Origin of the sequence: Paenarthrobacter sp. Y-19, from assembly GCF_029223985.1 — a bacterium.
Taxonomy (GTDB): Bacteria; Actinomycetota; Actinomycetes; order Actinomycetales; family Micrococcaceae; genus Arthrobacter; species Arthrobacter nicotinovorans.
Window position 1 is genome coordinate 3916428 of sequence record NZ_CP119414.1, and the last position, 23230, is coordinate 3939657.

The 23230-nt window shown below is 63.8% G+C and carries 21 protein-coding genes and 1 riboswitch; of the genes, 3 read left to right on the forward strand and 18 right to left on the reverse strand.

Translation table 11 applies throughout. The features are described 5' to 3' along the window. Positions 1 to 118 precede the first annotated feature (118 nt). On the reverse strand, positions 119 to 727 hold the full coding sequence (locus PYR64_RS18375; RefSeq protein WP_209783733.1) for a TasA family protein: 609 nt from the start codon (positions 725 to 727) through the stop codon (positions 119 to 121). A 217-nt stretch (positions 728 to 944) separates the two neighbouring features. Between PYR64_RS18375 and PYR64_RS18380 the strand changes: the two genes are divergently transcribed. Beyond that, the gene (locus PYR64_RS18380) at positions 945 to 1700 is read left to right on the forward strand and encodes a ZIP family zinc transporter (RefSeq protein WP_039243375.1); all 756 of its coding nucleotides are present in this window, start codon (positions 945 to 947) and stop codon (positions 1698 to 1700) included. On the opposite strand, the gene PYR64_RS18385 is transcribed toward PYR64_RS18380, so the two are convergent. The 17 genes from PYR64_RS18385 to PYR64_RS18465 all read right to left on the reverse strand — a co-directional run bounded on the left by PYR64_RS18385 (position 1697) and on the right by PYR64_RS18465 (position 20670). Further along, positions 1697 to 2920: a hypothetical protein gene (locus PYR64_RS18385; protein ID WP_275776874.1), complete on the reverse strand. Its 1224-nt coding sequence runs from the start codon at positions 2918 to 2920 to the stop codon at positions 1697 to 1699. The genes PYR64_RS18380 and PYR64_RS18385 overlap by 4 nt on opposite strands. Positions 2921 to 3091: 171 nt before the next feature. Further along, positions 3092 to 3352, reverse strand: a complete 261-nt coding sequence (locus PYR64_RS18390) for a GlsB/YeaQ/YmgE family stress response membrane protein (RefSeq protein WP_018779325.1) — start codon at positions 3350 to 3352, stop codon at positions 3092 to 3094. Positions 3353 to 3425: 73 nt separating this feature from the next. Next, positions 3426 to 4361, reverse strand: coding sequence for a serine/threonine-protein kinase (locus PYR64_RS18395; protein ID WP_189076551.1), 936 nt, complete (start codon positions 4359 to 4361; stop codon positions 3426 to 3428). Continuing rightward, a complete protein-coding gene (locus tag PYR64_RS18400; RefSeq protein WP_229778682.1) occupies positions 4358 to 4723 on the reverse strand; it encodes a hypothetical protein in 366 nt (121 codons plus the stop codon). Before PYR64_RS18400 ends, PYR64_RS18395 begins: the two co-directional genes overlap by 4 nt. A gap of 132 nt (positions 4724 to 4855) precedes the next feature. Further along, on the reverse strand, positions 4856 to 5377 hold the full coding sequence (locus PYR64_RS18405) for a MarR family transcriptional regulator (protein ID WP_035734163.1): 522 nt from the start codon (positions 5375 to 5377) through the stop codon (positions 4856 to 4858). A gap of 76 nt (positions 5378 to 5453) precedes the next feature. Continuing rightward, positions 5454 to 6518 (reverse strand): FUSC family protein, encoded by a 1065-nt coding sequence (locus tag PYR64_RS18410; RefSeq protein WP_275780002.1) that lies wholly within the window; start codon positions 6516 to 6518, stop codon positions 5454 to 5456. Positions 6519 to 6686: 168 nt separating this feature from the next. Beyond that, positions 6687 to 7937: a hypothetical protein gene (locus PYR64_RS18415; RefSeq protein ID WP_275776879.1), complete on the reverse strand. Its 1251-nt coding sequence runs from the start codon at positions 7935 to 7937 to the stop codon at positions 6687 to 6689. Further along, the gene (locus PYR64_RS18420; protein WP_275776881.1) at positions 7934 to 8449 is read right to left on the reverse strand and encodes a hypothetical protein; all 516 of its coding nucleotides are present in this window, start codon (positions 8447 to 8449) and stop codon (positions 7934 to 7936) included. The genes PYR64_RS18415 and PYR64_RS18420 overlap by 4 nt, the downstream gene beginning before the upstream one ends. Position 8450: 1 nt before the next feature. Further along, positions 8451 to 9347, reverse strand: coding sequence for a hypothetical protein (locus PYR64_RS18425; protein WP_275776883.1), 897 nt, complete (start codon positions 9345 to 9347; stop codon positions 8451 to 8453). A 97-nt stretch (positions 9348 to 9444) separates the two neighbouring features. Beyond that, positions 9445 to 9900, reverse strand: a complete 456-nt coding sequence (locus PYR64_RS18430) for a hypothetical protein (protein ID WP_018779333.1) — start codon at positions 9898 to 9900, stop codon at positions 9445 to 9447. Between the two features lie 460 nt (positions 9901 to 10360). After that, the gene (lipA, locus tag PYR64_RS18435) at positions 10361 to 11368 is read right to left on the reverse strand and encodes a lipoyl synthase (protein WP_275776885.1); all 1008 of its coding nucleotides are present in this window, start codon (positions 11366 to 11368) and stop codon (positions 10361 to 10363) included. 21 nt (positions 11369 to 11389) lie between these two features. Next, the gene (locus tag PYR64_RS18440) at positions 11390 to 12790 is read right to left on the reverse strand and encodes an L-serine ammonia-lyase (protein WP_275776887.1); all 1401 of its coding nucleotides are present in this window, start codon (positions 12788 to 12790) and stop codon (positions 11390 to 11392) included. Between the two features lie 274 nt (positions 12791 to 13064). Beyond that, a complete protein-coding gene (gene glyA / locus PYR64_RS18445; protein ID WP_064723820.1) occupies positions 13065 to 14384 on the reverse strand; it encodes a serine hydroxymethyltransferase in 1320 nt (439 codons plus the stop codon). Continuing rightward, on the reverse strand, positions 14381 to 14764 hold the full coding sequence (gene gcvH / locus PYR64_RS18450; RefSeq protein ID WP_275776891.1) for a glycine cleavage system protein GcvH: 384 nt from the start codon (positions 14762 to 14764) through the stop codon (positions 14381 to 14383). The genes glyA and gcvH overlap by 4 nt, the downstream gene beginning before the upstream one ends. 84 nt (positions 14765 to 14848) lie before the next feature. Then, positions 14849 to 15982 carry a glycine cleavage system aminomethyltransferase GcvT gene (gcvT, locus tag PYR64_RS18455; protein ID WP_275776893.1) on the reverse strand — a complete coding sequence of 378 codons (1134 nt, stop codon included), beginning with the start codon at positions 15980 to 15982 and terminating at the stop codon, positions 14849 to 14851. An 11-nt stretch (positions 15983 to 15993) separates the two neighbouring features. Beyond that, positions 15994 to 18840, reverse strand: coding sequence for an aminomethyl-transferring glycine dehydrogenase (gene gcvP, locus PYR64_RS18460; RefSeq protein ID WP_275776895.1), 2847 nt, complete (start codon positions 18838 to 18840; stop codon positions 15994 to 15996). Between the two features lie 148 nt (positions 18841 to 18988). After that, positions 18989 to 19087, reverse strand: a riboswitch (glycine riboswitch). Positions 19088 to 19161: 74 nt separating this feature from the next. After that, the gene (locus tag PYR64_RS18465; RefSeq protein ID WP_275776897.1) at positions 19162 to 20670 is read right to left on the reverse strand and encodes a PucR family transcriptional regulator; all 1509 of its coding nucleotides are present in this window, start codon (positions 20668 to 20670) and stop codon (positions 19162 to 19164) included. Positions 20671 to 20839: 169 nt separating this feature from the next. Here PYR64_RS18465 and PYR64_RS18470 point away from each other — a divergent pair, with 169 nt between their 5' ends. After that, positions 20840 to 22222 carry an MFS transporter gene (locus PYR64_RS18470; protein WP_275776899.1) on the forward strand — a complete coding sequence of 461 codons (1383 nt, stop codon included), beginning with the start codon at positions 20840 to 20842 and terminating at the stop codon, positions 22220 to 22222. Further along, positions 22219 to 23214 carry an agmatinase gene (gene speB / locus PYR64_RS18475; protein WP_018780333.1) on the forward strand — a complete coding sequence of 332 codons (996 nt, stop codon included), beginning with the start codon at positions 22219 to 22221 and terminating at the stop codon, positions 23212 to 23214. Before PYR64_RS18470 ends, speB begins: the two co-directional genes overlap by 4 nt. Positions 23215 to 23230: the final 16 nt, after the last annotated feature.

Below are 23230 nucleotides of genomic sequence, written 5' to 3' on the forward strand. Positions count from 1 at the left end.
GTTCCTTTCGCTGAGTGGGCAAATCATTCAGTGCGGTAAATCGTTCAGTTGGTGCTGCACCGGCGGACCTGATCGGGCAGGGGGGCGCCCGACCAGGCCCGGCGGGGTTTGGGGTGGTTTATTTGGTGGTTTCGGTGCGTTGGGTGCCGGTGAAGGCGAAGGCGATGGTGGAGGTGGCGCCTTGGAAGGTGTTGTCCGCGGTGGTGGGGAACGCGGTGGTGACTTTGAGGTTGTCGGTTTTGGCTGAGGTCAGGGAGGTGAGGTTGTTCAGGGTTTTGTTCGCTGCGATGACGGGGCCGTTGGCCAGGACGGTGGTTTTGGTGCCGGCGCAGGTGTAGGGGGCGGCGGTGCCGGTCCAGGGCACACTGCAGTTTTCGATGGTCAGTTGCAGGCCGTTGGTGGTGTCGGTGGTGAGGAGGGAGGCGGTGGCGCCGGCGGAGGTGGTGAGGGTGACGTTGTTCAGGTCGGAGTTGCCGGTGTTGGCCAGGGTGACGAGTTTTTCGACTTTGTCGCCGGGCAGCAGGCCTGCGATGGGGACGTTGAGGGTGTTGGCTGGTCCGGGGGCGCCCAGGGCGATGGTGACGGTGCCTGCGGTGACGGCTTGGGAGGCGGAGGTGGAGGAGGTGAACGCGCCGTAGGTTCCCATGCCGGCGACGGCGGCTGCGGTGCCGACCAGTGCGACGGAGGCGAGGATTTTGCCGGAGGTGGTCTTGAGGCTGATGGCCATGGGGATCAGTGTCCTTTCGTGTGGCCACCGTGAGACCGGCCGGCCGTTTCTTCAGCCTGTGTGGCTGACAAGAAATACTTTGCCGGGCCTGGATCAAGAACCGATCCTGCAAACCCACAACACTTCCTCAGGAAAACCTCAAGAAAACCGCAGCACCCCAAGCACCATGTGAAACACTCTTGGGTGCACCTGATCAGCCGATGAAAGGGCAAAACGTATGCCGATGTGGTTGCAGGCCTTGCTCTGGGGAACGCTGGCCGGAGGCGCTTTGGTTCTCGGCGCGGGGATCGCGTGGATGTGGAAGGTGCCCGCCAAGGTCGTCTCCACGGTGATGGCCTTTGGCGCCGGTGTCTTGATCTCGGCACTGGCGTTCGAACTAGTGGACGAAGCCGTGCAAGGCGGCGGACTGCTGCCCACCGTACTGGGCTTCCTGCTGGGGGCACTGATCTTCGTGGGCTCCAATGTCCTCCTCTCACGCGCCGGTGCCAAGCATCGTAAGCGCTCCGGCGGCGCCCAGCCCTCGGAAAAGGACTCTCCCGGAAGCGGCACGGCCATTGCCATAGGCGCCCTCATCGACGGCATCCCCGAATCGGTGGTCCTCGGGGTAGGACTCCTGGCAGGCGGAGCCATCAGCCCGGCCATGCTCGCCGCCGTTTTCATCTCGAACGTTCCGGAGGGACTCTCCAGCACGGCCGGAATGAAGAAATCAGGACGCAGCCCTGCCTACGTCTTTGGCACGTGGGTGGGCATCGCCGTGTTCAGCGGAATTGCGGCCCTTGTTGGCTTCACGGCCTTGGAAAACGCACCCGACTCGGTCATCGCCTTCATCACGGCCATTGCCGCCGGAGGGATCCTGGCCATGCTGGCCGACACCATGATTCCCGAGGCCTTCGAAGAGCACCACAACCTCACGGGCCTGACGGCCGCCGTCGGCTTCCTCAGCGCCTTCACCATCCATCACGTGGGAGGCTAGGGGCCCAGCAGTCCCAGCACAGGCAAGGCAACCGCCGTCGAAAGTGCCATGGCGGCAGTGTTGCCGATCACCGGATGGAAACCGGACGGCAGCCAACCGGAGATGGCGCGGGCGAGGGGCGGTGCCAGAACGGCGCCGAGTACCGCCCCGCCGACGATCCCCATCCAGGAACCTCCGGAGGCCAGGACGGCGGCGGGTGCAACAGACACCACGGATGCATACGTGGCCGCCCACCCTTCCTCCCGGTACCAGCGCCGCCATAGAACCACGCCGACAGCTGATGTCAGGGCCTGGGCGAACAGGATCTTGGGAAGCAGGGCCGAACCATATGACGGCAAGCCGGGGTTCATCACGAAGGCCACGGAGACCCCCAGGATCATCCCCAGGCTGGCGGCTTCGTTGGCGAAGAAGTGCGTTTCACTGAAGTCCTTGAGCACCCGGCGTGCGGCCCGGTTAGCATCCTGTCGGAAGCTCTGCCCAACCCCCGACGCCGGGTGGTGGCTTGGCGTGGACGGGTTCGGCTTCCGCAGGACAAGCCACGGCAGGCGGCGTGCAATAGAGAATGTGAGGGCGGAACCGACCGCCATCGCCAGGACGCTTCCGACGACGGGCGGCAAGCCCAAGGGGGCAGCAACTGTCGGGATGAAGAGCAGAGCCAAGGGCGTCACGGTAGCTGCTCCGAGGACGGCTCCGGTGACGCATGTCCGCCATCCTGCACCGTAGAGCAGAACCATGGCGGGCGCGGCGCAGACGAAAGGCACGAACGTTGGCTGCCACCCGTCGTCGAGCATCCTTCCGAACGCCAGGTTGGACAACAGCAGGCTCAACGACGCCGACGCCAGCACCCACGGCCAAAGCCCGCTGCCGTAGGCAAGCGAGCCGGCCCAGGCCTTGCCGCCACGGGCAACGCGCCAGGCCAGGAATGCACCCGCCAGCAATCCCAGCGCCGCCAGATCCGCCTTGTAGAAAAGGGGCTCGGTCATGTCGCCGAGGATCCACCGCAGGCCGGAAACCGGGGAGTCGTTGGCGTCACCGGCCCATCCTTCGAACGACGGGCCAACCCTGGGCGAAACCTCTCCCGCGACGTGCAGGAGGAGGGACAACAGCCCTACCGCAGCCGCCATGCCGAATGCGCCCAATGCCGTACCGGCGGCACTGGACCCCAGCGCCGGCTGGGGCGGCGCCGTGGTGGTGGACGTGGCAGCTGAAGAGTGCGTCATTGGTGACCCTTGGCGTACGGAGTGTGGTGGCTCCGAGCAGCGTAGCGGAACTGATGATGCCGCCCGCAGTCGCTGTCGTACCGGGAAATTGTGACCGAAAAAGCCGCCCACAGACGCGAAAAGGCCCTGTCCTCCCGGCGATAACCGCGGGGACAGGGCCTTCCTGAAACGCTAGGCCTTCTTGCGGGTCAGCAGACCCCAGATGATCAGGACCAGCAGAGCACCGCCAATGGCGAGGAGCCAGGTGGAAATCGACCAGAACTCGTTGATACCGACGTTGAACAGCGCGCTGCCGATCCAACCGCCGAGGACGGCACCGACGATGCCGAGCAGCAGGGTGGCGATCCAGCCGCCGCCCTGGTGGCCGGGCTTAATGGCCTTGGCAATGGCGCCGGCGATCAAACCCAAAACAATCCAACCGATGAATCCCATTTTTCATTCTCTCTTTCGTGAAGAGGTCCTAGTCCGGCATAGGAACGCATGCCGCTATTGACCTGATTGTTGGCTACCGGCTGAGTCGTCGGAACATTCCGACGACTTGGCTGGCAGACGGCCTGCCGGCAGGGTCGGGGTCTGTCATGGCATGAAGCACCATGGACCAGCGCCGCCGGACCGTGTCGGGAATTCGGGGTTCCCCCAGAGTCCTGGCAACCATGGACTCGAGGGGAGGGCCAGGAAATGCCTTCGTTCCGGTCAAGCACTCAAGAGCAACGAGACCGAGCGAGTAGACATCGCTGGCGGTTGTGGAATTTTCGCCACGCACCTCTTCAGGACTGAGGTAATGCGGGGTGCCCGAGGACGAGTCCGGTGCGGCGGTCCCGCCGGTGAGGGCAATTCCAAAGTCGGTCAATTGTGCTACCCCGGGGCCACCCGGGTCTGCTGCGAGCTTGACCAGGATGTTGCCGGGCTTGATGTCGTTGTGGACGATGCCCCTGCGGTGGATGTACGTCAAGGCACGCGCAATTCCGCTCACCCACTCGGCCGTCTCGCGGGGCGAAGCCGGCTGATGATGAAGGAGGGTCCGCAGATCCATTCCTTCCACCAGCTCCATCACCAGGAAATTCCGGATTTCTCCGCCTTCCTGGTGCCCGGTAGTTCCGGAACCGAGGACCCGGACGATGTTCTTGTGCCGCAACCGGCCGTGGATGTCCACTTCCCGACGGAAGGGGGCGTCGTTGGCAGCGTCGGAACACCTGAAAATCTTGACTGCCACAGCGTCGCCACTGTGGAGGTCGAATGCCTTTTGGACGTTGGCTTCCGAGCCGCCGCCCAATGGTCCTGCGAGGCGGTACCGGCCGGCGATGACCCGGTCCCGGTGAACACTCTCTTGGGCCACGCTGTCCTGGCGCAGGCTGTCCTGGGACGTAAGGTCCCGGGGCACGCCGCATGCACTTGCGGCTCCGCGATCAGCGCGGACAGCCGCAACGTCGAGCGTGGTCACCCGAGGAGGGTTTCGATCTCGGCCGCAGGCACTCCGGCCACTTCGGCGAGGGCATGCGGGTTGACTCCGGCGTCAACAGCTTTTTTGAAGGCGAGCGCCAGGGTGTTCTGCGAGATCGCCAGTTCGTGCTGGAGGCTCTGCCTGCGAAGGGCAGCGATCCAGACGGAGCTCACGGGATCGAGGGCGTCGATGTCCATCCGGAATCCGCATCCGCATGCCCACTCGGGCCAGATGGGCTCCACGGAGACCCACTTCATGGCGTCGTAGGCCGGGCCGGCGGAGATGGCCATGTGTGACCCGCAGTGCACGGGACCCATGGGAATTACCTGTTCCGTGAGAACTTCCACGGTATTTTCAGCCACTGGTGTGGAGCTTGGTTCACGCAGCGCGACTGTCATCGTTCTCTCCCACACATTCCCTAGTAAGTAGCTTGGCTATCTAGTTATATGTGTACTTATGAATTATGTCCAGTCAGGATGCAGTCACTCAGGGCTTCAGGAGGCCGCGATCCCGTCGATCGCCTTTCGCATGCGCCGAAGGAACTCGACCACCACAGCAGAGTCCTCGCTGCTCAGGGTTTCGGCCGCCTCCATCATCCGGGCGTGCATATCACCCAGGGTGCTGCGCACCTCCTGATCCGAGCCGGGGGTGGGGCGCAGGATGAGCGCACGCCGGTCAGTCGGATGCGGCTCCCTCGTGACATAGCCGGACCTCACGAGCCGATCGACCAGGGACGTCATGGAAGCCGACGTCACGCCCAGGCGGACAGCCAACTCCTTGGGCCCGACCTCACGGCCTGCGCGTTCGGCTTCAAGCAAGTACCGCAAGGCAAGAAGATCGGTTTCGCCCATCCCCATGGAAGCGCGGGTACGTCGGCGCATATCCGCTTCGGCGGCACGGTAGTCCCTGAGTGCATTCAGGACATCCACGGCGCCCATCTGCTTGCGGCTCTCCAGCCCGTACCAATAGCCCTGACGTTCACTTTTGTCGCTCATCACCAGTCCTTTGGTAGACATGTATCTCGCTTGTCTAACCAATCGATACTAGGCGATTTACCGCTCCTTTGCTGACCAGGCGGTCAGGACGGCACGCTCAGGCTGCCCGCCGAAGCGTCCGCACGCACCGCCAGAGAGCTGGAGCCACCACGACGGCAACGCCGACGGCGGCACCAATGACCGTCTCGACAATGCGGTCCCGAAGCAGCAAACCAGGATCGACCGGCGCTGCAAGAAGCGTTGCGATCAACGCGAGCGGCGTCACGAAAACCTGCGCCACCAGGTACTGCCGGGCAATAAACATCTCAGCACCGAACTGGCACGCAGCGATCACCAGGACCATCGCCCAAGGTGCAGGGTTGAGCCAGAGAATGCCCGCCAGCAGCACCAGGCCCAGCACTGTTCCGGCGATTCTTTGGATGCCTCGGCTGACCCTGTGGCGCGTTGAATGCCCCACGAGGGGAACAACCGCCGCAACCATCGCCCAGTAAGTATGCCCGAAGCCAAGCCGCTCCCCCACCAACGTGGCAATGGTTCCCGCCAGGCCGGCAGCGACCAGGTAGCCGCCACCCTCCAGCCAGATCGCCCGTCGCTCAGCCGGGGTGTGCCGGATGCGCGGAGGGCGTTTCCACGGCGTTCTGTGGCTTTTGAGCACACGAGCCGACATGCCGATCAAGAGGCAGAAAACCGTGGTCCCGACAGCCACCAGGAGGGCTTCCCACAGGGGCGGTTGGGCTGCGATCGACGCAATGGCAGCAAAAGCAAAAATATGAAACAAGGAGCCACCGGGCCGCAGCCGCCACGCAGCAACCACCACCGAGCAAACGCCGGCCACGACCGTAGTGGCAGCGGTCAAGAGCCAGGAATATTCAGCACCTTCAATGCCCAAGGCATGGGCGAAACGGGCTAGCAATGTGGCCAGGAGAATGATGAAAAGCATGAAGCCGCCGGCGCGCAACTGGCTCCTGAAACGGACGCTATGGGGTTCGTTGCGTCCGTAGATCCCCGTGAAGGCTCCAAACGAAGCAAACACCGCCAGATCCAGTCGGCCTATCAACGTCAACGTGATCAGCGGAACGAACACACCAACTGCGCAGCGGAGGGCGGGATGGTGGTCCTTGTTGCCAGGACCCATCGTGAACATTTCCGCTACAGCCTTCAAGGGGCGGCTCGCCTTTCGTCGCAGGATCAAACGTACGACGGCGGCACTGGCGTCCGCTCTCAAGGTTACGCTCCGGTTGCTGGGCTACTGCGGGATCTGGACCGGATAGTGGTGGTCATCACGAAGTTGGCGACTTGGAAGGGGGAGTGTGTTCCGGACGGCCCGGGTCTAGAAACCGCCCGGGGCTGCATTCGTAAATGTCACCGGGCTCAGGGGGTTACCTGCAATGTCCGTGAGGGTCGGCGAGGCGGTGAGAGTTGCGGCGGCCGCTGCTACCGATGTGTTGGCTGTGCCCGATGCCCCGCCCAGGGTGATGGTAAGCGTCTTTGCCCCGGTCCCCGGGTTCCAGGTCAGGGACGACGCGTTGCTGCCGTTGCCTCCGAAGCTCATGGCCGACCCCGCGTAGGCACCGGTCATCGCCAGGCTGCCGAGGTTTACGGTGCAGGCGGAACTGGTGACCGTCAGGACGTTCCCGGCGCTCACATTGACCGTCACCACTCCGTTGCCGCCGAGGGTCTGTGTGGCAGTGTTGCTTGTCCACGTGTTGCAGATGGTGCTGGCCTTCAGTGACTCCGAGAAAGTGACGATGACGGTGTCGTTCTTGTCGATCTTGCCAGCGACACCACCGTTGCCAAGCTGTACATTCGTCACCGTCGGAGCCGTTGCATCCTTGGATGAGGTCGCCGTCCCTGCGGCACTGGTGTTCCCGGCCGCATCCGTAGCCTTGGCGGAGTAGCTGATGGTGCCGTCCGTGAAGTTCCGGACATCAACGGGCAAGGCTGTCCAATTCCCGGCGCTGTTGACAACCATCGACTGGGTTACCGGTTGCGCACCCGCACCTGTCACAGTGAGGACGAGCGATGAGTTGGCTTCCGCCGTGCCGCTGACCGGCACCTTGTCTGCGAGGGCTGCGTTGACCACTGCCGGTGCGTTCACAACCGGCGCGTTGGGTGGTGTTGTATCCGTGACAGGAGTAGTGCCGGTGCTGCGGATGCTTTCGGTGCCCTGCCAAAGGGACAACAAGGGCGTCACTGTGTAGTACCAGGTTCCTGCCGGGACGTTGGCCTCGGCACACGAAAGGCCCGCAACCGGGCCTTGGCAGGTGCCGGTTGCGGCCACGCGCGTGCCGCCAGCGGCCGAGCTGTAGCGGGCGATGCTGTAGCCGGTCACGGTCCGGCCCCCCGCCGTCGTACTGGCTGTCCAGTTGACCGTAACGGTGGTACCGGACACGCTGGTGCCCGGCTTGGCGCCCTGGGCTACGGAATCGGCCTTCGCGGCTCCGAAACCGCTGCTGACGGAACCCCAGAACGCGCTGGCAGCGGGCCCTGCGCAGGAAAGAAGGAGAATGCCCAACGCAATAACCATGATGCGGTTCCATCGCCCCATGCTGATGCTCGATGCCTGACGGTCCTGGCTCACTTCCGTACCTCCAGCGTCACGGGGATGGCGAATTGGGCGCCCTGGCAGGCGGAGACTGAGGTGGCTCCCATGCTGGCTGCCCCTTGCAGCGTCACCAGGATGGAGGTGTTCGCGGCGATGGTGATCGGCGGGTTGAGTGGTGCGGCGGGAGGTGTGAAAGTCACTCCGGTGGTTGTGCACCCGTTATGAGAAGTGTCCGCGGAAATGGGTCCGTTGGCGGCAATTCCGTAAATGGTGACGGGGTGAGGGTTGGGGTTGGTGGCCCGGAGGAGGACGTCAGCTGTTCCCCCGGGGACAAGGCTGCTTTGCAGGGTGTCGCCCGGGACGAGTGCGTCCACCGTGACGTTCTGCATGGTGCCGTTCACCGAAGCTCCGTTCCCGAGGCCTGTGGCGCTCCAGTACGCGTAGGCCGATCCCGCTCCGCCGAGCACGCACAGGGCAACAGTGGCTGCCGCGGTTCTTGCCAGCCGGCCTGGAGCGGAGGTGCGGGGTGTCCGGGCTGTGGTCTTCATGTCAGTTGCCTTGTCCCGTGCCGGAGTACGTGAGCTGGAGGGTGGCGCCTTTGCAGCCGTCCTGGAGTTGGGCCGTGTCGTGCATCGTGATCCGGGGCCAGGCCGACTCCGGGACGCCCAGCGCCGACAATGCCCGGACGCCGGGCTCCACGGTCAACGGATACGCGCCGGAGTATTGGGTGAGTTTGTAGTCAGCGGTGGTGCAGGGGAGGTTCTTCGCAATGGCCGCCGGAGTCCGGACCACCTGGGTGATGGATACGGAAAGGTTGGTCACGGCGATGCTCTTGTTGCCGGGATTGGAGATCTGCAGTTCCAACGACCGTGAGACACCCGGTGCGAGCAAGCCATTCACGGAACCGGATACGCCGAACGACCGCTTGACTTCGAGGACCTGCAACTGGCCCGGAGCCGCGTTCGACACCATGGTCCCGCTGCCCGCCTTGACCGAGAAATCGGTCTTCGCCGCCGCTGTTGTGGTGGCGGTTCCAACCGTCAGGGTCGTCTGGACGGTGCCGCCGGCAGTGAGGTTAACCGACGACGGTGCGAAGCTGGCACTTGCGCCAGCCGGCAGCCCGCTGGTCGTGAAGGTCAACTGTCCCGCAAAGCCCCCGGTCGACGTCGCCGACACGGTGAACGTGGTGGACTGGCCCTGGTCAACCGTGCGGCTGGAAGGAGACAACGCCACCGTGATGCCCGCCGGGGCCTTCGCATTGCTGCCTTGTCCATTGGCTTGGCCATTGGCTTGGCCATTGCTCTGGCCATTGCCTTGCCCGTTGGCTTGCCCGTTGCTCGCAGCAAGGACTGCGGTTGGCAGGATGGCCACCAACAAGGCCAGCAGAATCGCACGCAGGACCCCACTCCTGAGGAACGGTGCGATGCGCTCTGGGCGGTGGTCCATGGAAGCTCTTTTCGGACGTCGGCTTGGGTGCGGTGGTGGAGGGGCCGAAACGGCTGAGCCGGAGCCCGCCTAACTGGCGGGCCCCGGCGTCGAGGTCTTACAGGCTGCCGACGTTGACCGTCACGATGGCCGCCTTGCAGGCGTCCTGGTTGACGGTGGTGCTGTCGTTGAACTTCAGCGTTCCGGAGCCAACGGACGTGCCGGTGCTGTTGGCTGCCACCGGGCTGTTCGAGGTGACTGCGGTGACTTCGAACCAAGCCGGCAGGCAGCCGGCCACATTGGTGGTCACGTTCGCGCTCAACGCTCCGACCACCGTGCCGGACGTGGTGGAGTTGTCGGCCGTGTAGCTCACCGGGACGGAATTGCCCGGAGCAAGGCCACCGGCGAAGGTGGCGTGGAGGGTGACGGTTCCGCCACCTGAAGAGTTGGTGGCATTGCCACTGCCGGAACCAGTGGTGGTCCAGTAGGCGTAGGCGGCACCGCCGCCGACTGCTACCAGTGCGACGCCCGCAACAGCGGCGGTGATCCGGCTCTTCTTGGAAAGCTTGCGCATGATGTGACTCCTTGGTTGATCTGGTCCGGGGAGCCGCAGCGCAACCCCCAGCATCCGGCCTTTGCTGGCGGATGAAGCGATGCAGCCAATGCTTCATCCGCGGCCAGTCGTGTGGCTAGGATTCCGGCTACCCCATTTTTTCTTCGAACAAAGGCTGGGAAATACCCGCATGCGTGACGCAAGTACTCGCGTTCTTCGCCCGGACTACTTGGCGGGCGCATCGTCATTCCAGCCCTGTCAGGGCCCGAAGTACTCGCCTTCTCCCACGCTGTCCAAGGAAAGGACACTTCCCTGGCGGCGGCCGAAGACGGCGCTACGACGTTGATGCGGCAATCTTGTGCCCATCTTGAGCAAAAAGTGCGCTGGTGTTCGAAGCTTCCGAAGTGCCCCTTTAACCCTCGACGGCGGCCAGGTCACCTTCAGAAGGTGGCCCGACCGCCGTCGTGCGTCTGTTTTGGGGCTAGCCGTGGGCGGCGAGGATGGTGGAGGCTTCCTGGCGGGTGGTGCCGGAGGACTCGATGTGTGCCAGGGCTTCGGGGATTTCCCAGCCCTTCTTCCGCATCGCGGTGGCCCACAAGCGGCCGGCCCGGTACGAGGACCGCACCAACGGCCCGGACATGACGCCGAGGAAGCCGATTTCTTCGGCTTCGTGCTGGAGGTCCACGAATTCCTGCGGCTTGACCCACCGGTCCACCGGCAAGTGCCGTTCGGACGGGCGAAGGTACTGGGTGATCGTGATCAGGTCACATCCGGCCTGGTGCAGGTCCCGCAGGGCTTCGGAGATTTCCTCCCGGGTCTCGCCCATGCCCAGGATCAGGTTCGACTTGGTCACCATGCCCAAATCCCGGCCCTGGGTGATGACATCCAGGGACCTCTCGTACCGGAACGCCGGACGGATCCGCTTGAAAATCCTCGGCACGGTCTCGACGTTGTGGGCGAACACCTCGGGCTTGGAATCACAGATCGCCGCGATGTGCTCAGGCTTGCCGGAGAAGTCCGGGATCAGCAACTCCACCCCGGTGCCCGGGTTCAGTTCGTGGATCTTCCGGACTGTTTCGGCGTACAACCAGACACCCTCATCGGCCAGGTCATCACGGGCCACACCGGTCACGGTGGCGTAGCGCAACTGCATCGCCTGGACACTCCGGGCCACCTTGGTGGGTTCGAACATGTCCACCGGGGAGGGCTTGCCGGTGTCGATCTGGCAGAAATCACAGCGCCGGGTGCACTCGGACCCGCCGATCAGGAACGTCGCTTCCTTGTCTTCCCAGCACTCGAAAATGTTCGGGCAGCCGGCCTCTTCACAGACCGTGTGCAGGCCTTCCTTCTTCACCAGGTTCTTGAGCTGGACAAACTCAGGACCCATCTGGACCTTGGCCTTGATCCACTCAGGCTTACGTTCAACCGGTACCGCAGAATTACGCTGCTCAACGCGCAGCAACTTACGGCTTTCAGGTGCGAGTGTCATGGGGTTCCTTTACGTTGATCTTCAGCATTCGACGACGTTGACGGCGAGGCCGCCCATCGCGGTTTCCTTGTACTTATCGGACATGTCCTTGCCCGTCTCACGCATCGTCACGATCACCTCGTCCAGGGAAACCCGGTGCGTCCCATCCCCCCACAACGCCATCTTCGCCGCGTTGATCGCCTTCGCCGCAGCAATCGCGTTCCGCTCAATACACGGAATCTGCACCAACCCCCCGATCGGATCACACGTCAACCCCAGATTATGCTCCATCGCGATCTCCGCAGCGTTCTCCACCTGACCCGGAGAACCACCCATCACCTCAGCCAGCCCCGCAGCAGCCATCGACGACGCCGAACCAACCTCCCCCTGACACCCCACCTCAGCACCGGAAATCGACGCCTGCTCCTTATACAACACACCCACCGCACCAGCAGCGAGCAAGAACTTCACCACCACATCATCCCTGTCCTGCTGACTGGCCTGATCCATGCCCGGAGCGTAATTCAACGCGTAATACAACACCGCCGGAATAATCCCCGCAGCACCATTGGTCGGCGCCGTCACCACCCGACCACCAGAAGCGTTCTCCTCATTGACCGCCAAAGCAATCAGATTCACCCACTCCTGCCAATACTTCGGATCATTCCGGTCCTTGTCCTCCTTCAACAACCGCTCCAACCAATCAGGAGCACGACGCCGGACCCGCAACCCGCCGGGCAACACACCCTCACGCTTCAAACTGGTTTCAACACAGGCCTCCATCACCGACCAGATATGCAAAAGACCCTCCCGGATCTCCTCCTCAGACCGCGACGCCCGCTCATTGATGAACATGATGTCCGAAATCCCCAACCCCTTGGACGCACACCTGCCCAACAACTCCGCCGCCGTCCTGAACGGCAACGGCAACTCCTTCTTCGACTCCTCCAACTCCTGCCGCGCAGCGTCCTCCTCACCCTCACGGACAATAAACCCACCACCAACCGAAAAGAACGTCGCCTCACGCACAGTGTTTCCCTCAGCATCAGCCACGGCGAACTTCATCCCGTTCGTATGCCGCGGCAACACCGTCAACGGATGCAACACCATATCCTCCACCGCATACGGCAAGGGGACTTCACCGGCGAGGTGGAGCTTGCCTGTCTCCGCGATCGAGGCCAGCCGCTCCTCCACCTCGTCCGGCAGGATCTCCTCGGGCTCGTAACCTTCCAGGCCCAGCAAGGTAGCCGTGAAGGTGCCATGCCCCTTGCCCGTGGCAGCCAAGGAGCCATAAAGATCAACACGGAGCCCGGCCACGGCAGGAAGCAAACCGGACTCACGCAGCTCACGGGCAAACACCGCCCCGGCCCGCATCGGCCCCACCGTGTGGGAACTCGACGGACCAATGCCCACAGAGAACAGATCGAAAACACCAACAGCCATAGCCGGGATCCCTTTCAGGGAAGAGTGAAACAAGACAAAGAATGTGGGGGCCGGGCCAATCCCGAGCCAAGGCGGCCCGGCCCCCGGAGGTCCCAGTGCGGACCTCCAACCCGGTCTTTATGTGGGCGCCCGTTCCCAAGCGACCGCCCACCCGGGAGATCAACGTGCCTACGCCGTGGAGCGCCTCGTCGGAAACGGGGGTTCGCTGCGAAACATGCCGTTCGCACGGCACATTCCGCAGCGAGCCCACGAATCGGACGGCACAACCGAGTGGCTACCCGAGGTTCGCAACTCCCGGGTACAGCGGGTGCGCGGCAGCGAGTGCCTCAACGCGGTGACGCAACCCGGTAAGGTCCGCATCGGCGTCGGCGATCAGTGCCTCGGCGATGATGTCAGCGACCTCACGGAAGGCCGCTTCCCCGAAACCGCGCGTTGCCAGCGCAGGGGTGCCGATCCGCAGGCCTGAGGTGACCATGGGCGGGCGCGGGTCGAACGGGACGGCGTTGCGGTTGACGGTGATGTCGATCGCGGCGAGACGGTCCTCGGCCTGCTGCCCGTCGAGTTCGCAGTTGCGCAGATCCACCAGGACCAGGTGCACGTCTGTTCCACCGGAAACCACGGAGATTCCCCTGGCAGCGACGTCGGGCTGGACCAGGCGTTCGGCCAGGATGCGGGAACCGGCCAAGACGCGTTCCTGGCGCTCACGGAACTCCTCCGAAGCGGCAATCTTGAACGCGACAGCCTTGCCCGCGATCACGTGCTCCAGCGGTCCGCCCTGCTGGCCCGGGAACACGGCCGAGTTGATCTTCTTGGCGATGTCGGCGTCGTTGGACAGGATGATTCCGCCGCGCGGACCGGCGAGGGTCTTGTGCGTGGTGGAGGTGGTGACGTGGGCGTGCGGGACCGGCGAAGGGTGCAGGCCGGCAGCCACCAGGCCGGCGAAGTGGGCCATGTCCACCATCAGGTAGGCGCCCACGGAGTCAGCGATCCGGCGGAACTCAGCGAAGTCCAGCTGCCGCGCATACGCGGACCAGCCGGCCACGATCAGTGCCGGTTTGTGCTCCTGGGCCAGGCGCTCCACCTCAGCCATGTCCACAGTGTGGGTGTCCTCGCGAACCCCGTACGGGACCACGTTGTAGAGCTTGCCAGAGAAGTTGATCCGCATGCCGTGCGTGAGGTGGCCACCGTGGGCAAGGTTCAGGCCCATGATGGTGTCGCCCGGCTTGATCAGCGCGTGCATCACCGAGGCGTTCGCCTGTGCGCCGGAGTGCGGCTGCACGTTCGCGTACTCGGCTCCGAACAATGCCTTGATGCGGTCAATGGCCAGCTGCTCAATGACGTCGACGTGTTCGCAGCCGCCGTAGTAGCGCTTGCCCGGGTAGCCCTCGGCGTACTTGTTGGTCAGCACTGAGCCCTGCGCCTGCATGACAGCCACGGCAGTGTGGTTCTCCGATGCGATCATTTCCAGGCCGTCGCGCTGGCGGCCCAGTTCGTCGTCGATCTTCGCGGCGATCTCGGGGTCCAGCTCGGAGAGCTGCGCGTCCAACGACGCCGACACAACCTGCTCGAATTCGGTCACGGCTGCCGGGTTCACAGTTCGCCTCCGTTGGCTGCTGCGTACTCTTCGGCCGACATGAGCGGACCTTCTTCGGTGGCGGCGACCTTGAACAGCCAGCCCTGGCCGTAGGGGTCGTTGTTGATCAGCGCGGGATCTCCGACAACGGCGTCGTTGATCTCGGTCACCTCACCCGTCACAGGCGAGTACAGATCCGATACGGACTTGGTGGACTCCACCTCGCCGCAGGTCTCCCCCGCGGTCACTGTGGAACCAACCTCGGGAAGGTCCACGTACACGATGTCGCCCAGGGCGTCAGCGGCGACGGCGGAGATCCCGATCCCCACCGCCCCGTCGCCGTCAGCGGCAACCCACTCGTGCTCGGCCGAGTACTTCAGTTCAGCTACTACCTTGCTCATTCCAATTCCTTCTCTCTCTTCGAGTTTTTGTACAGTTGATGCCCTCAAAAGGGCCTCATAGGGGCGTTATGTGTACAAAAACTCTTATTTTTGGCGCTTGTAGAACGGCAGCGGCACCACTTCGAAAGGCTCCGCTTTGCCGCGCAGGTCAACTTCCACGATGGTGCCAACCGCTGAATGTTCGACGTCGACATAGGCCAACGCCACCGGGTAACCGAGCGTCGGGCTTGGCTGGCCCGAGGTCACCTCACCGATCAGGGAACCGTCCTTGAGGACGGAGTAGTGCGCACGGGCGGCACGACGGCCGGTGCCCTTGAGGCCCACGAGCTTCTGGCCGATGGTGGATCCCACACCGGCAGCCTTGATCGCGGCGAGTGCTTCCTTGCCAACAAAGTCGCTTTCCTTGGCCAGGGAAACTACCGGGCCAAGACCTGCGGCGTAGGCGTTCACGTGGCGGGAGAGTTCGTTGCCGTAGAGGGGCATTCCGGCTTCGAGGCGCAAGGAGTCGCGGGCGGCAAGGCCGGCGGGGATGAGTCCGTGGCCTTCGCCTGCTTCCAAGAGCGCTTCCCACAGACCGGGGGCGTCAACGTTCGGGATGTAGATCTCGAAGCCGTCTTCCCCGGTGTAACCCGTGCGGGCCAACAGCAAGTCCTGGGTGCCGCCGTCGAACGTGATGGAAACCTCCACCGCCGCGTAGTACTTCAGTTCCGTCACCAAGGAGCGCTGCTCGGCGGGTACCAGTTTCAGCAGGATCGCCTCGGCGTTTGGGCCCTGCACGGCAATCAGGGACGTCTCGGCGGAGGCGTCGTCAACCACGACGTCGAAGCCGGCTGACCGCTCCTTCAGTGCCGCCGCAACCACCTTGGCGTTGCCCGCATTGGGGACCACCAGGAAGTTATCGTCAGCGCGACGGTACGTGATGAGGTCGTCGATGATGCCGCCGTCGGCGTTGCAAATCAGCGAGTACTTGGCCTTGCCCACCGCAATCGCGGACAGCTTGCCCGCCAGGGCGTAGTCCAGGAACGCTGCGGCTTCGGGGCCGGTGACCCAGACTTCGCCCATATGGGAGAGGTCGAACAGGCCGGCTGCGTTGCGGACCGCGTGGTGCTCGGCGAGTTCGGACTCGTACTTGAGGGGCATCTGCCAGCCGCCGAAATCCGTGAAGGAAGCGCCGGCTTTTTTGTGCTGCTCATACAGGGCTGTGTAGTTCTCAGTCATCTCAGGAGTCCTTAGTTTTCGAAGTCCGTAAGGGGCGGGCAGGAGCACACCAGGTTGCGGTCGCCCGCGGCACCGTCGATGCGGCCAACCGGCGGGAAGTACTTGTCCTGCTTGAGGTGGTGGACCGGGAAAGCGGCCTGCTCACGCGGGTAGTCGCGGGCCCAATCGGAACTGACGACGGCGGCAGCCGTGTGCGGCGCGTTGCGCAGCGGCGACTTCTCAACAGTGAAATCACCGTTGGCCACCTGCTCGATTTCGGCACGGATGGTGATCATGGCTTCGATGAAGCGGTCAATCTCGGCCAGGTCCTCGGACTCGGTGGGCTCCACCATCAGTGTGCCCGCCACAGGGAAGGCCAGGGTGGGGGCGTGGAAGCCGAAGTCGATGAGGCGCTTGGCCACATCCTCGGCCGTGACGCCGGTCTTCGCGGTCAGCTCGCGGAGGTCCAGGATGCACTCGTGAGCCACAAGTCCGCCTTCACCTGTGTAGAGCACCGGGAAGTGCTCATCCAACCTGGAGGCAACATAGTTCGCGGCCAGCAGCGCGGACTTGGCTGCTTCGGTCAGACCCTGGCCGCCCATGAGCTTCACGTACGCCCAGGAGATCGGAAGGACCCCGGCGGAACCATAACGGGAGGCCGAGATCGCGACGCCGCCTTCGGCAGAATCACTGTTCGCGTCACCGGGCATGAACGGCGCCAGGTGCGCCTTGGCTGCGACCGGGCCAACGCCCGGACCACCACCGCCGTGCGGGATGCAGAAGGTCTTGTGCAGGTTCAGGTGCGAGACATCGCCACCGAACTTGCCCGGCTGGGCCAAGCCAACCAGCGCGTTGAGGTTGGCGCCGTCAACGTACACCTGGCCACCGGCCTCGTGGATGGCATCGCAGACTTCGCGGACGTCGGCGTCGTACACACCGTGCGTGGACGGGTACGTGATCATGATGCAGGAGAGCGCGTCCTTGTTGGCCTCGATCTTGGCCTTCAGGTCGTCGTGGTCGATCGTGCCATCGGATGCCGTCGCCACGACGACAACCTTCATTCCGGCCAGCACCGCGGAGGCAGCGTTCGTGCCGTGGGCCGAGGCCGGGATGAGGCACACGTTGCGCTGCTCATCGCCGTTGGACAGGTGGTAGCCGCGGATCGCCAGGAGACCGGCAAGCTCACCCTGGGAACCGGCGTTGGGCTGGATGGACACCTGGTCGTAACCGGTGATCTCGGTGAGGTCGGCTTCCAGGTCTTCGATCAGTTCGCGCCAACCGGCCGTCTGGTGGTCCGGAGCGAACGGGTGGATCGAAGCGAACTCCGGCCAGGAAATGGCTTCCATCTCGGCAGTGGCGTTGAGCTTCATGGTGCACGAACCTAGCGGGATCATGGTGCGGTCCAGCGCGAGGTCCCGATCGGACAGCTTGCGGATGTAGCGCAACAGCTGCGTCTCGGAACGATGCGTGTTGAACACCGGGTGCTGCAGGAAATCAGAGGTGCGGACTACGGATTCGGGCAGTTCGAACCCGTAGGCGTCCCCCACCGGACCGGCACCAAAGGCGACGGCTACCGCGGAGAGGACTTCCGGCGTCGTGGTTTCATCAACCGAAACCCCCACGGTGTCGGCGTCGATGATCCGCAGGTTGATGCCGCGGGCTTCGGCGGCGGCGATGACCTTGTCCGCCTTGCCGGGGACGCGGACCGTGAGGGTGTCGAAGAAGGAGTCGGCAACGAGCTCGCGACCAGCCTTCTGCAGCGCAGTGGCAAGGGTGCGGGCGTGGCCGTGGACGGTTTCGGCGATCGCCTTCAGGCCTTCAGGGCCGTGGTAGACGGCGTACATCGAAGCGACGATCGCGAGCAATGCCTGTGCCGTGCAGATGTTGGATGTGGCCTTTTCGCGGCGGATGTGCTGCTCGCGGGTCTGCAGCGCGAGGCGGTAGGCGGGGACGCCGGCGTTGTCCTTGGAGACGCCGACGATACGGCCCGGGAGCGTCCGCTCCATGCCTTCACGCACGGCCATGTAGGCCGCGTGCGGGCCGCCGAAGAACAGCGGAACACCGAAGCGCTGCGCAGTTCCGACGGCGACGTCGGCACCTTGTTCGCCCGGGGGCGTGATGAGGGTGAGCGCCAGCAAATCCGCGGCCACGGTGACCAGTGCGCCACGTTCCTTCGCATCGGAAATGACGGCGGAGTGGTCGAAAACCCGGCCCGAAGCACCGGGCTGCTGGAGGACGACGCCGTTGATGTCGCCGTCGGGCAGACCGGCGGAGAGGTCCGTGACCTCCACCTCGAAGCCCAGCGCCTCAGCGCGGCCCTTCACGATGGCGATGGTCTGCGGAAGGAGGTCGGCGTCCAGGACAGTCTTGCCATCCTTGGCCGTCTTGTTCTTGTTGGCCCGGCGCATCAGCAGCACGGCCTCGGCCACGGCGGTGGCTTCATCCAGCAGGGAAGCGTTCGCCACGGGAAGGCCGGTGAGATCCTGCACCATGGTCTGGAAGTTGAGGAGAGCTTCAAGGCGGCCCTGGGAAATTTCCGGCTGGTACGGCGTGTAGGCCGTGTACCACGCGGGAGCTTCCAGGATGTTGCGGCGGATGACCGGGGGCGTGACGGTGTCGTAGTAGCCCTGGCCGATCATCTGGACCGCGGTCTTGTTCTTGGATGCGAGCTTCCGCAGTTCGGCGAGGACCTGCACCTCGGTGAGGGCATCCTGCAGTTTCAGGGCCGTGTCCTGGCGGATGGAATCGGGGACGGCTACGTCCACCAGGCCGTCGACAGAGTCGTAGCCGATGGCCTTGAGCATGGTGTCAACGTCGGCCTGGCGCCGGGCGCCGATGTGCCGGTCCGCGAAAGCGGTGGGGGTTGATTGAACAGTCAAGAGGAACTCCATGATTCAGGCGCCCACTGAGCGCCACGATGATGTGGGTTCCTCCCCGCTCTGTATTGGACCTGAGAGATTCCGCAGGAATGGTTGCCTGCTTGCACCGTCGGTGAGCCCGGTTACCCGAACTGCTTTCCAGAGTTGCCTAACCGCGGCGGTACATGGGCCTGAGAGATTCCTGGGGAGGATTTGCTCCTACGGCGCCTGACTGGATGTACCGGCAGGACTCTCCCGCCGCAGATCAAAAGCGTTGCGTCACGCGAGTGACACGCTTCACACCATAGCGTGGGGTTTCGCAAAAGTGCAAGCAAGCGGCCCCTACCCGTGCATGGCCTCGTGGATCTGAAGGGCGAACCAGAGCTGGGCCACCGTGGAGGTTTCACCCATGTCCAGGCCCGTCAGCTCACCGATTTTCCGGATCCGGTAGATGATGGTTTGCCGGTGCGTGAACAGGGTTGCCGCCGTCTTTTGCCAGGACCGCTGCGAGTCCAAATACGTCCGCAACGTGACAATGAGATCACCTTCCTGGCTCTGCTCGTAGTCGAAAACCGGGCCCAGGAGCCGCCGGACCAACGCGGTCCCTTCCTCGAAACTGGTCAGGCCCAACCAGGACGGGCCCTGGGCATAACGGGCCACACCCAGCTTGTTGGCGCGGGCCGAACCAAGCGCCCAGAGGGATTCCTGCAACGCGCGTTGGATATTCGCAACGGCTGCCGGCGCACTTATCCCGATCGCGGCATCCACACCGGCGCAATGCACCAGGACGTCGTCGGGCACGTCGGCCGGGACCACCACATGGAACCTGTTGTTCCGCTTCAACGACGCCGACGCAACCCCGTGCCGCCACAGTTCGATGTGCACGTTGGCCAGCCTGTCGCCGTCGTCCGCTGTGGACCCGTCCGCAGCCATGGAGGCGAGCAGGAAGCGCTGTGGCGGAACGTCAAAAGCTGCGAGCCGGCTCTCTATCTCGGCCGCGCCCAAGCGCCCGTCCATGGCCTGGAGCAAGAACTCACCCGCTAGGCGGTGCCTGCCTTCCAGCGACAGGACGATGCGCGAAAGCTGCAGTCCCAGCACGGTGGCCGCATGCAGGAGCACGACGGCGTCCGGGTGCGGTTCGCTGTTGGGCAGCACCACCAAAAGCGCATTCGCGTGGGTGGGGATATCCATGGTCAGGACGTGCCTGCCCCGAACGCGGTGCCACTGGAAGTTCTTCCCGGCCAACGACACCTGCCCCGACGACGGCGCCCAGGCATCAGCGAGGAACTCCGGGAGTGCCTTCCCATCGGGGTGCCAGGGATGGAGGCAGCGGCGATCCACGACGAAGAGCTCGGAGTCAAGCTCCGTCGCAAGCCGCTGTACGAGGCTCTGCCAATGGTCCTCGGAGGCACCTGCGGTGCGGAGCAGATCATAGACGCGCGCCGTCTGCCGGAGCCGACGCGACTCTTCGAGCAGCGAGGACTCCGCAACCGACCTGGCGATCGCGATGAACGGCAACGGATACGGAATGTTGACCAGGGGCAAGGGGAGCCGATCGCACGCCGCCAGGAATTCCGCGGTCAGGGTCGGCGCGTGCATCTTCTCTCCGATGGCCAGGGCGCTGGCACCGCTGTCCATCAGGGCCTCCGCGAGCGCCACTTGCCCGTCAGCGTCCGCCGGGATGGAGAGGCCGTTGGTCATCATGAGTTCGCCGCCCGTGACCCACTCCCAGAGCCGGGGCAGGTCCGAGGTGTGAGCCCAGGTGATGCGGTTATCCATTCCTGCCGAGCCGGCCAGGATTGTCAGGCCCAGCTGCGGTTCGGCGACGAGTTCAGCGACGGTGATTGCCATGCCTTGGCCTCCCGGGGTGTGCCGGATGGTCGCCAGCACCGTTTAGACAAATGTATATGCAACTTAATCATTTGTAGTCGATCTACGGATAGTCGGAGTGACGCCGGTCACCCAAGAATTGAATGACTACTTCCCCGCTCCCCAAGAGCACTCACGAGAGAGGGTTGCAATGAGCGCAACAAGCAACCTCATTGACGATGCCCCACTGACCGCGTTCCACAAAAAGCTGACGTTCTTCGCCTCCGGCGGTCCGTTCATCGATGGCTACGCGTTGTCGATCATCGGCATCGCCCTGATCACAATGACCCCCGGACTGCAGCTGAGTACCGGGGAAATTGGACTGATCGGTGCCGCCAGCCTGGTAGGCATCTTCTTCGGCGGCGCCGTCTTCGGGTGGCTCACGGACAAGATCGGCCGCCACAAAATGTATATTGCCGACCTCATAGCACTGGCCGTCTTCTCGCTGCTGAACGGCTTTGCCACTGAGGTCTGGCAAGTAGTCCTGTGCAGGTTCTTCCTGGGGATGGCCATCGGCGCAGACTACCCCATCGCCACGTCGCTCCTGGCAGAGTTCCTGCCCAAGAAGCACCGCGGCCGCCTGCTTGGGGCCACCTTTGTGGTCTGGGCTGTTGGCGCAGCGGTCGCCTACGCCGTCGGATTCCTGCTCCGCGACATGGGACCGGACGCTTGGCGCTGGATGGTCGCCAGCCCGGCGATCTTCGCCATCATCACCCTGCTGTGCCGGCTCGGGACACCCGAGTCGCCACGCTGGCTGCTGTCACGTGGTCGCCATGGGGAGGCTGATGCAGTCATCAAGAAGGTCTACGGACAGCAGTATGGGCTGGCAGATATCGCTTCCGACAGCGAGGAACCGGCGAAGCAGGGCAGGTTCCTGGACATTTTCCGGGGCCAGTTCTGGAAGCGGACGTTGTTTGTTTCCATTTTCTGGACAGCCCAGGTGATCCCACTCTTCGCTGTGTACACCTTCGCCCCTGACCTTCTGGCATCCTTCGGAATGCACGGAGACGCCAACCTCTACGGAGGATCGTTCCTGATTTCCATGTTGTTTGTTGTCGGTGGCATCCCCGGACTGTGGCTGGTAGAAAGAATCGGCCGACGCCGGCTGCTTCTCTGGAGCTTCGGGGTCATCGTGGTGGCCTTGGCCATCCCGGCTTTCATTCCCGACGTCCAGGCCGCGCCGTTGTTCATCGCCTTGGCCGTATTCGCTTTGGCTTCCGGCGCCTCCAGCTTCCTCGAAGTCGTCTACCCCAACGAACTCTTTCCCACCGCAGTGCGGGCAACGGCAGTGGGTTTCGGTACCGCCATCAGCCGCATCGGATCTGCCGCCAGCACTTACCTGATGCCCATCGCAATAGTGAGCTTCGGCGCCGCCGGTTCCCTGCTCATCGGCGCCGTGATCTCCCTGGTCGGTTTGGTGGCGACCTTCCTGCTCGCGCCGGAAACGGCCAACAAATCCCTTTCAGAACTCACCTCCCGTAAGAATCCGGGCACCCCGGAGCCGAATAAAGTAACCGAAGGATCCCTGTCATGACCACTCACCAGCCCGTCGGACCAGTCGATGCCACCAAGGTTCCCCGCTTCGCAGGATTGGGTACCTTTGCCCGTCTGCCGCAGATTGACCGCGTCCCCGACTACGACATTGCCATTGTCGGCGTACCGTTCGACGGCGGTACCTCCTACCGCCCAGGGGCCCGGTTTGGTCCGGCCGCAGTCCGCGAAGCCTCCCGCCTCCTGCGCCCTGGTTACCACCCGGAGCTCGATGTGGAGCCAGTCAACGAAGTCCAGGTCGTGGATGCAGGGGATATCGCCTGCACTCCTTATGACATCGCCCGTGCCATCCGCGAGATCGAGGAGCAAGCCCGTCCGCTGATCAGCCAGGACAGGAAACTCATCTCCATCGGCGGCGACCACACCATCGCGCTCCCCATGTTGCAGGCGCTCAACAAAGTGCACGGACCAGTGGCGCTACTCCATTTCGATGCCCACCTGGACACCTGGGACACGTACTTCGACCAGCCGGTCACGCACGGAACAATCTTCCGGAGGGCGTTCGAGGAGGGCTTGCTGTTGGAAGACAAGTCGATGCATGTGGGTATCCGTGGTCCTGTGTATGACCGCAACGACTTCCTGCGCGACCACGAGTTCGGTTTCCAAATCATTCGCTGCTCGGACCTGGATGTCATAGGCGTCCCGGCGGCGATCGACCAGGTCAGGCAGCGGTTGGGCGACACCCCCGTCTACGTTTCCATCGACATCGACGTCCTGGACCCGTCCTACGCACCCGGCACCGGCACCCCGGAGATGGGTGGTCTGCATTCCCGGGAGCTCCTGGCACTGCTCCGCGGACTCAACGGCATCAACATCGTGGGCGCCGACGTCGTAGAAGTGGCACCGGCGTATGACCATGCCGACATCACCAGTGTTGCCGCAGCAACTGTGGTGTTTGACCTCTTGGCCCTGATGGTCAACCGGGGAAAGGGCGCCAGCGTGTCAGGCTTCGAACTCGAAGAAGCTACAGCCTGATCCTCAGGGGCGCCGT

Excerpts from the sequence above, each read along its gene's own strand:
- PYR64_RS18375 (WP_209783733.1), bottom strand. The coding sequence starts at position 727 with ATGGCCATCAGCCTCAAGACCACCTCCGGCAAAATCCTCGCCTCCGTC.
- PYR64_RS18380 (WP_039243375.1), top strand. The coding sequence starts at position 945 with ATGCCGATGTGGTTGCAGGCCTTGCTCTGGGGAACGCTGGCCGGAGGC.
- PYR64_RS18385 (WP_275776874.1), bottom strand. The coding sequence starts at position 2,920 with ATGACGCACTCTTCAGCTGCCACGTCCACCACCACGGCGCCGCCCCAG.
- PYR64_RS18390 (WP_018779325.1), bottom strand. The coding sequence starts at position 3,352 with ATGGGATTCATCGGTTGGATTGTTTTGGGTTTGATCGCCGGCGCCATT.
- PYR64_RS18405 (WP_035734163.1), bottom strand. The coding sequence starts at position 5,377 with ATGTCTACCAAAGGACTGGTGATGAGCGACAAAAGTGAACGTCAGGGC.
- PYR64_RS18420 (WP_275776881.1), bottom strand. The coding sequence starts at position 8,449 with ATGAAGACCACAGCCCGGACACCCCGCACCTCCGCTCCAGGCCGGCTG.
- PYR64_RS18425 (WP_275776883.1), bottom strand. The coding sequence starts at position 9,347 with ATGGACCACCGCCCAGAGCGCATCGCACCGTTCCTCAGGAGTGGGGTC.
- PYR64_RS18430 (WP_018779333.1), bottom strand. The coding sequence starts at position 9,900 with ATGCGCAAGCTTTCCAAGAAGAGCCGGATCACCGCCGCTGTTGCGGGC.
- lipA (WP_275776885.1), bottom strand. The coding sequence starts at position 11,368 with ATGACACTCGCACCTGAAAGCCGTAAGTTGCTGCGCGTTGAGCAGCGT.
- PYR64_RS18440 (WP_275776887.1), bottom strand. The coding sequence starts at position 12,790 with ATGGCTGTTGGTGTTTTCGATCTGTTCTCTGTGGGCATTGGTCCGTCG.
- gcvH (WP_275776891.1), bottom strand. The coding sequence starts at position 14,764 with ATGAGCAAGGTAGTAGCTGAACTGAAGTACTCGGCCGAGCACGAGTGG.
- gcvT (WP_275776893.1), bottom strand. The coding sequence starts at position 15,982 with ATGACTGAGAACTACACAGCCCTGTATGAGCAGCACAAAAAAGCCGGC.
- PYR64_RS18465 (WP_275776897.1), bottom strand. The coding sequence starts at position 20,670 with ATGGCAATCACCGTCGCTGAACTCGTCGCCGAACCGCAGCTGGGCCTG.
- PYR64_RS18470 (WP_275776899.1), top strand. The coding sequence starts at position 20,840 with ATGAGCGCAACAAGCAACCTCATTGACGATGCCCCACTGACCGCGTTC.
- speB (WP_018780333.1), top strand. The coding sequence starts at position 22,219 with ATGACCACTCACCAGCCCGTCGGACCAGTCGATGCCACCAAGGTTCCC.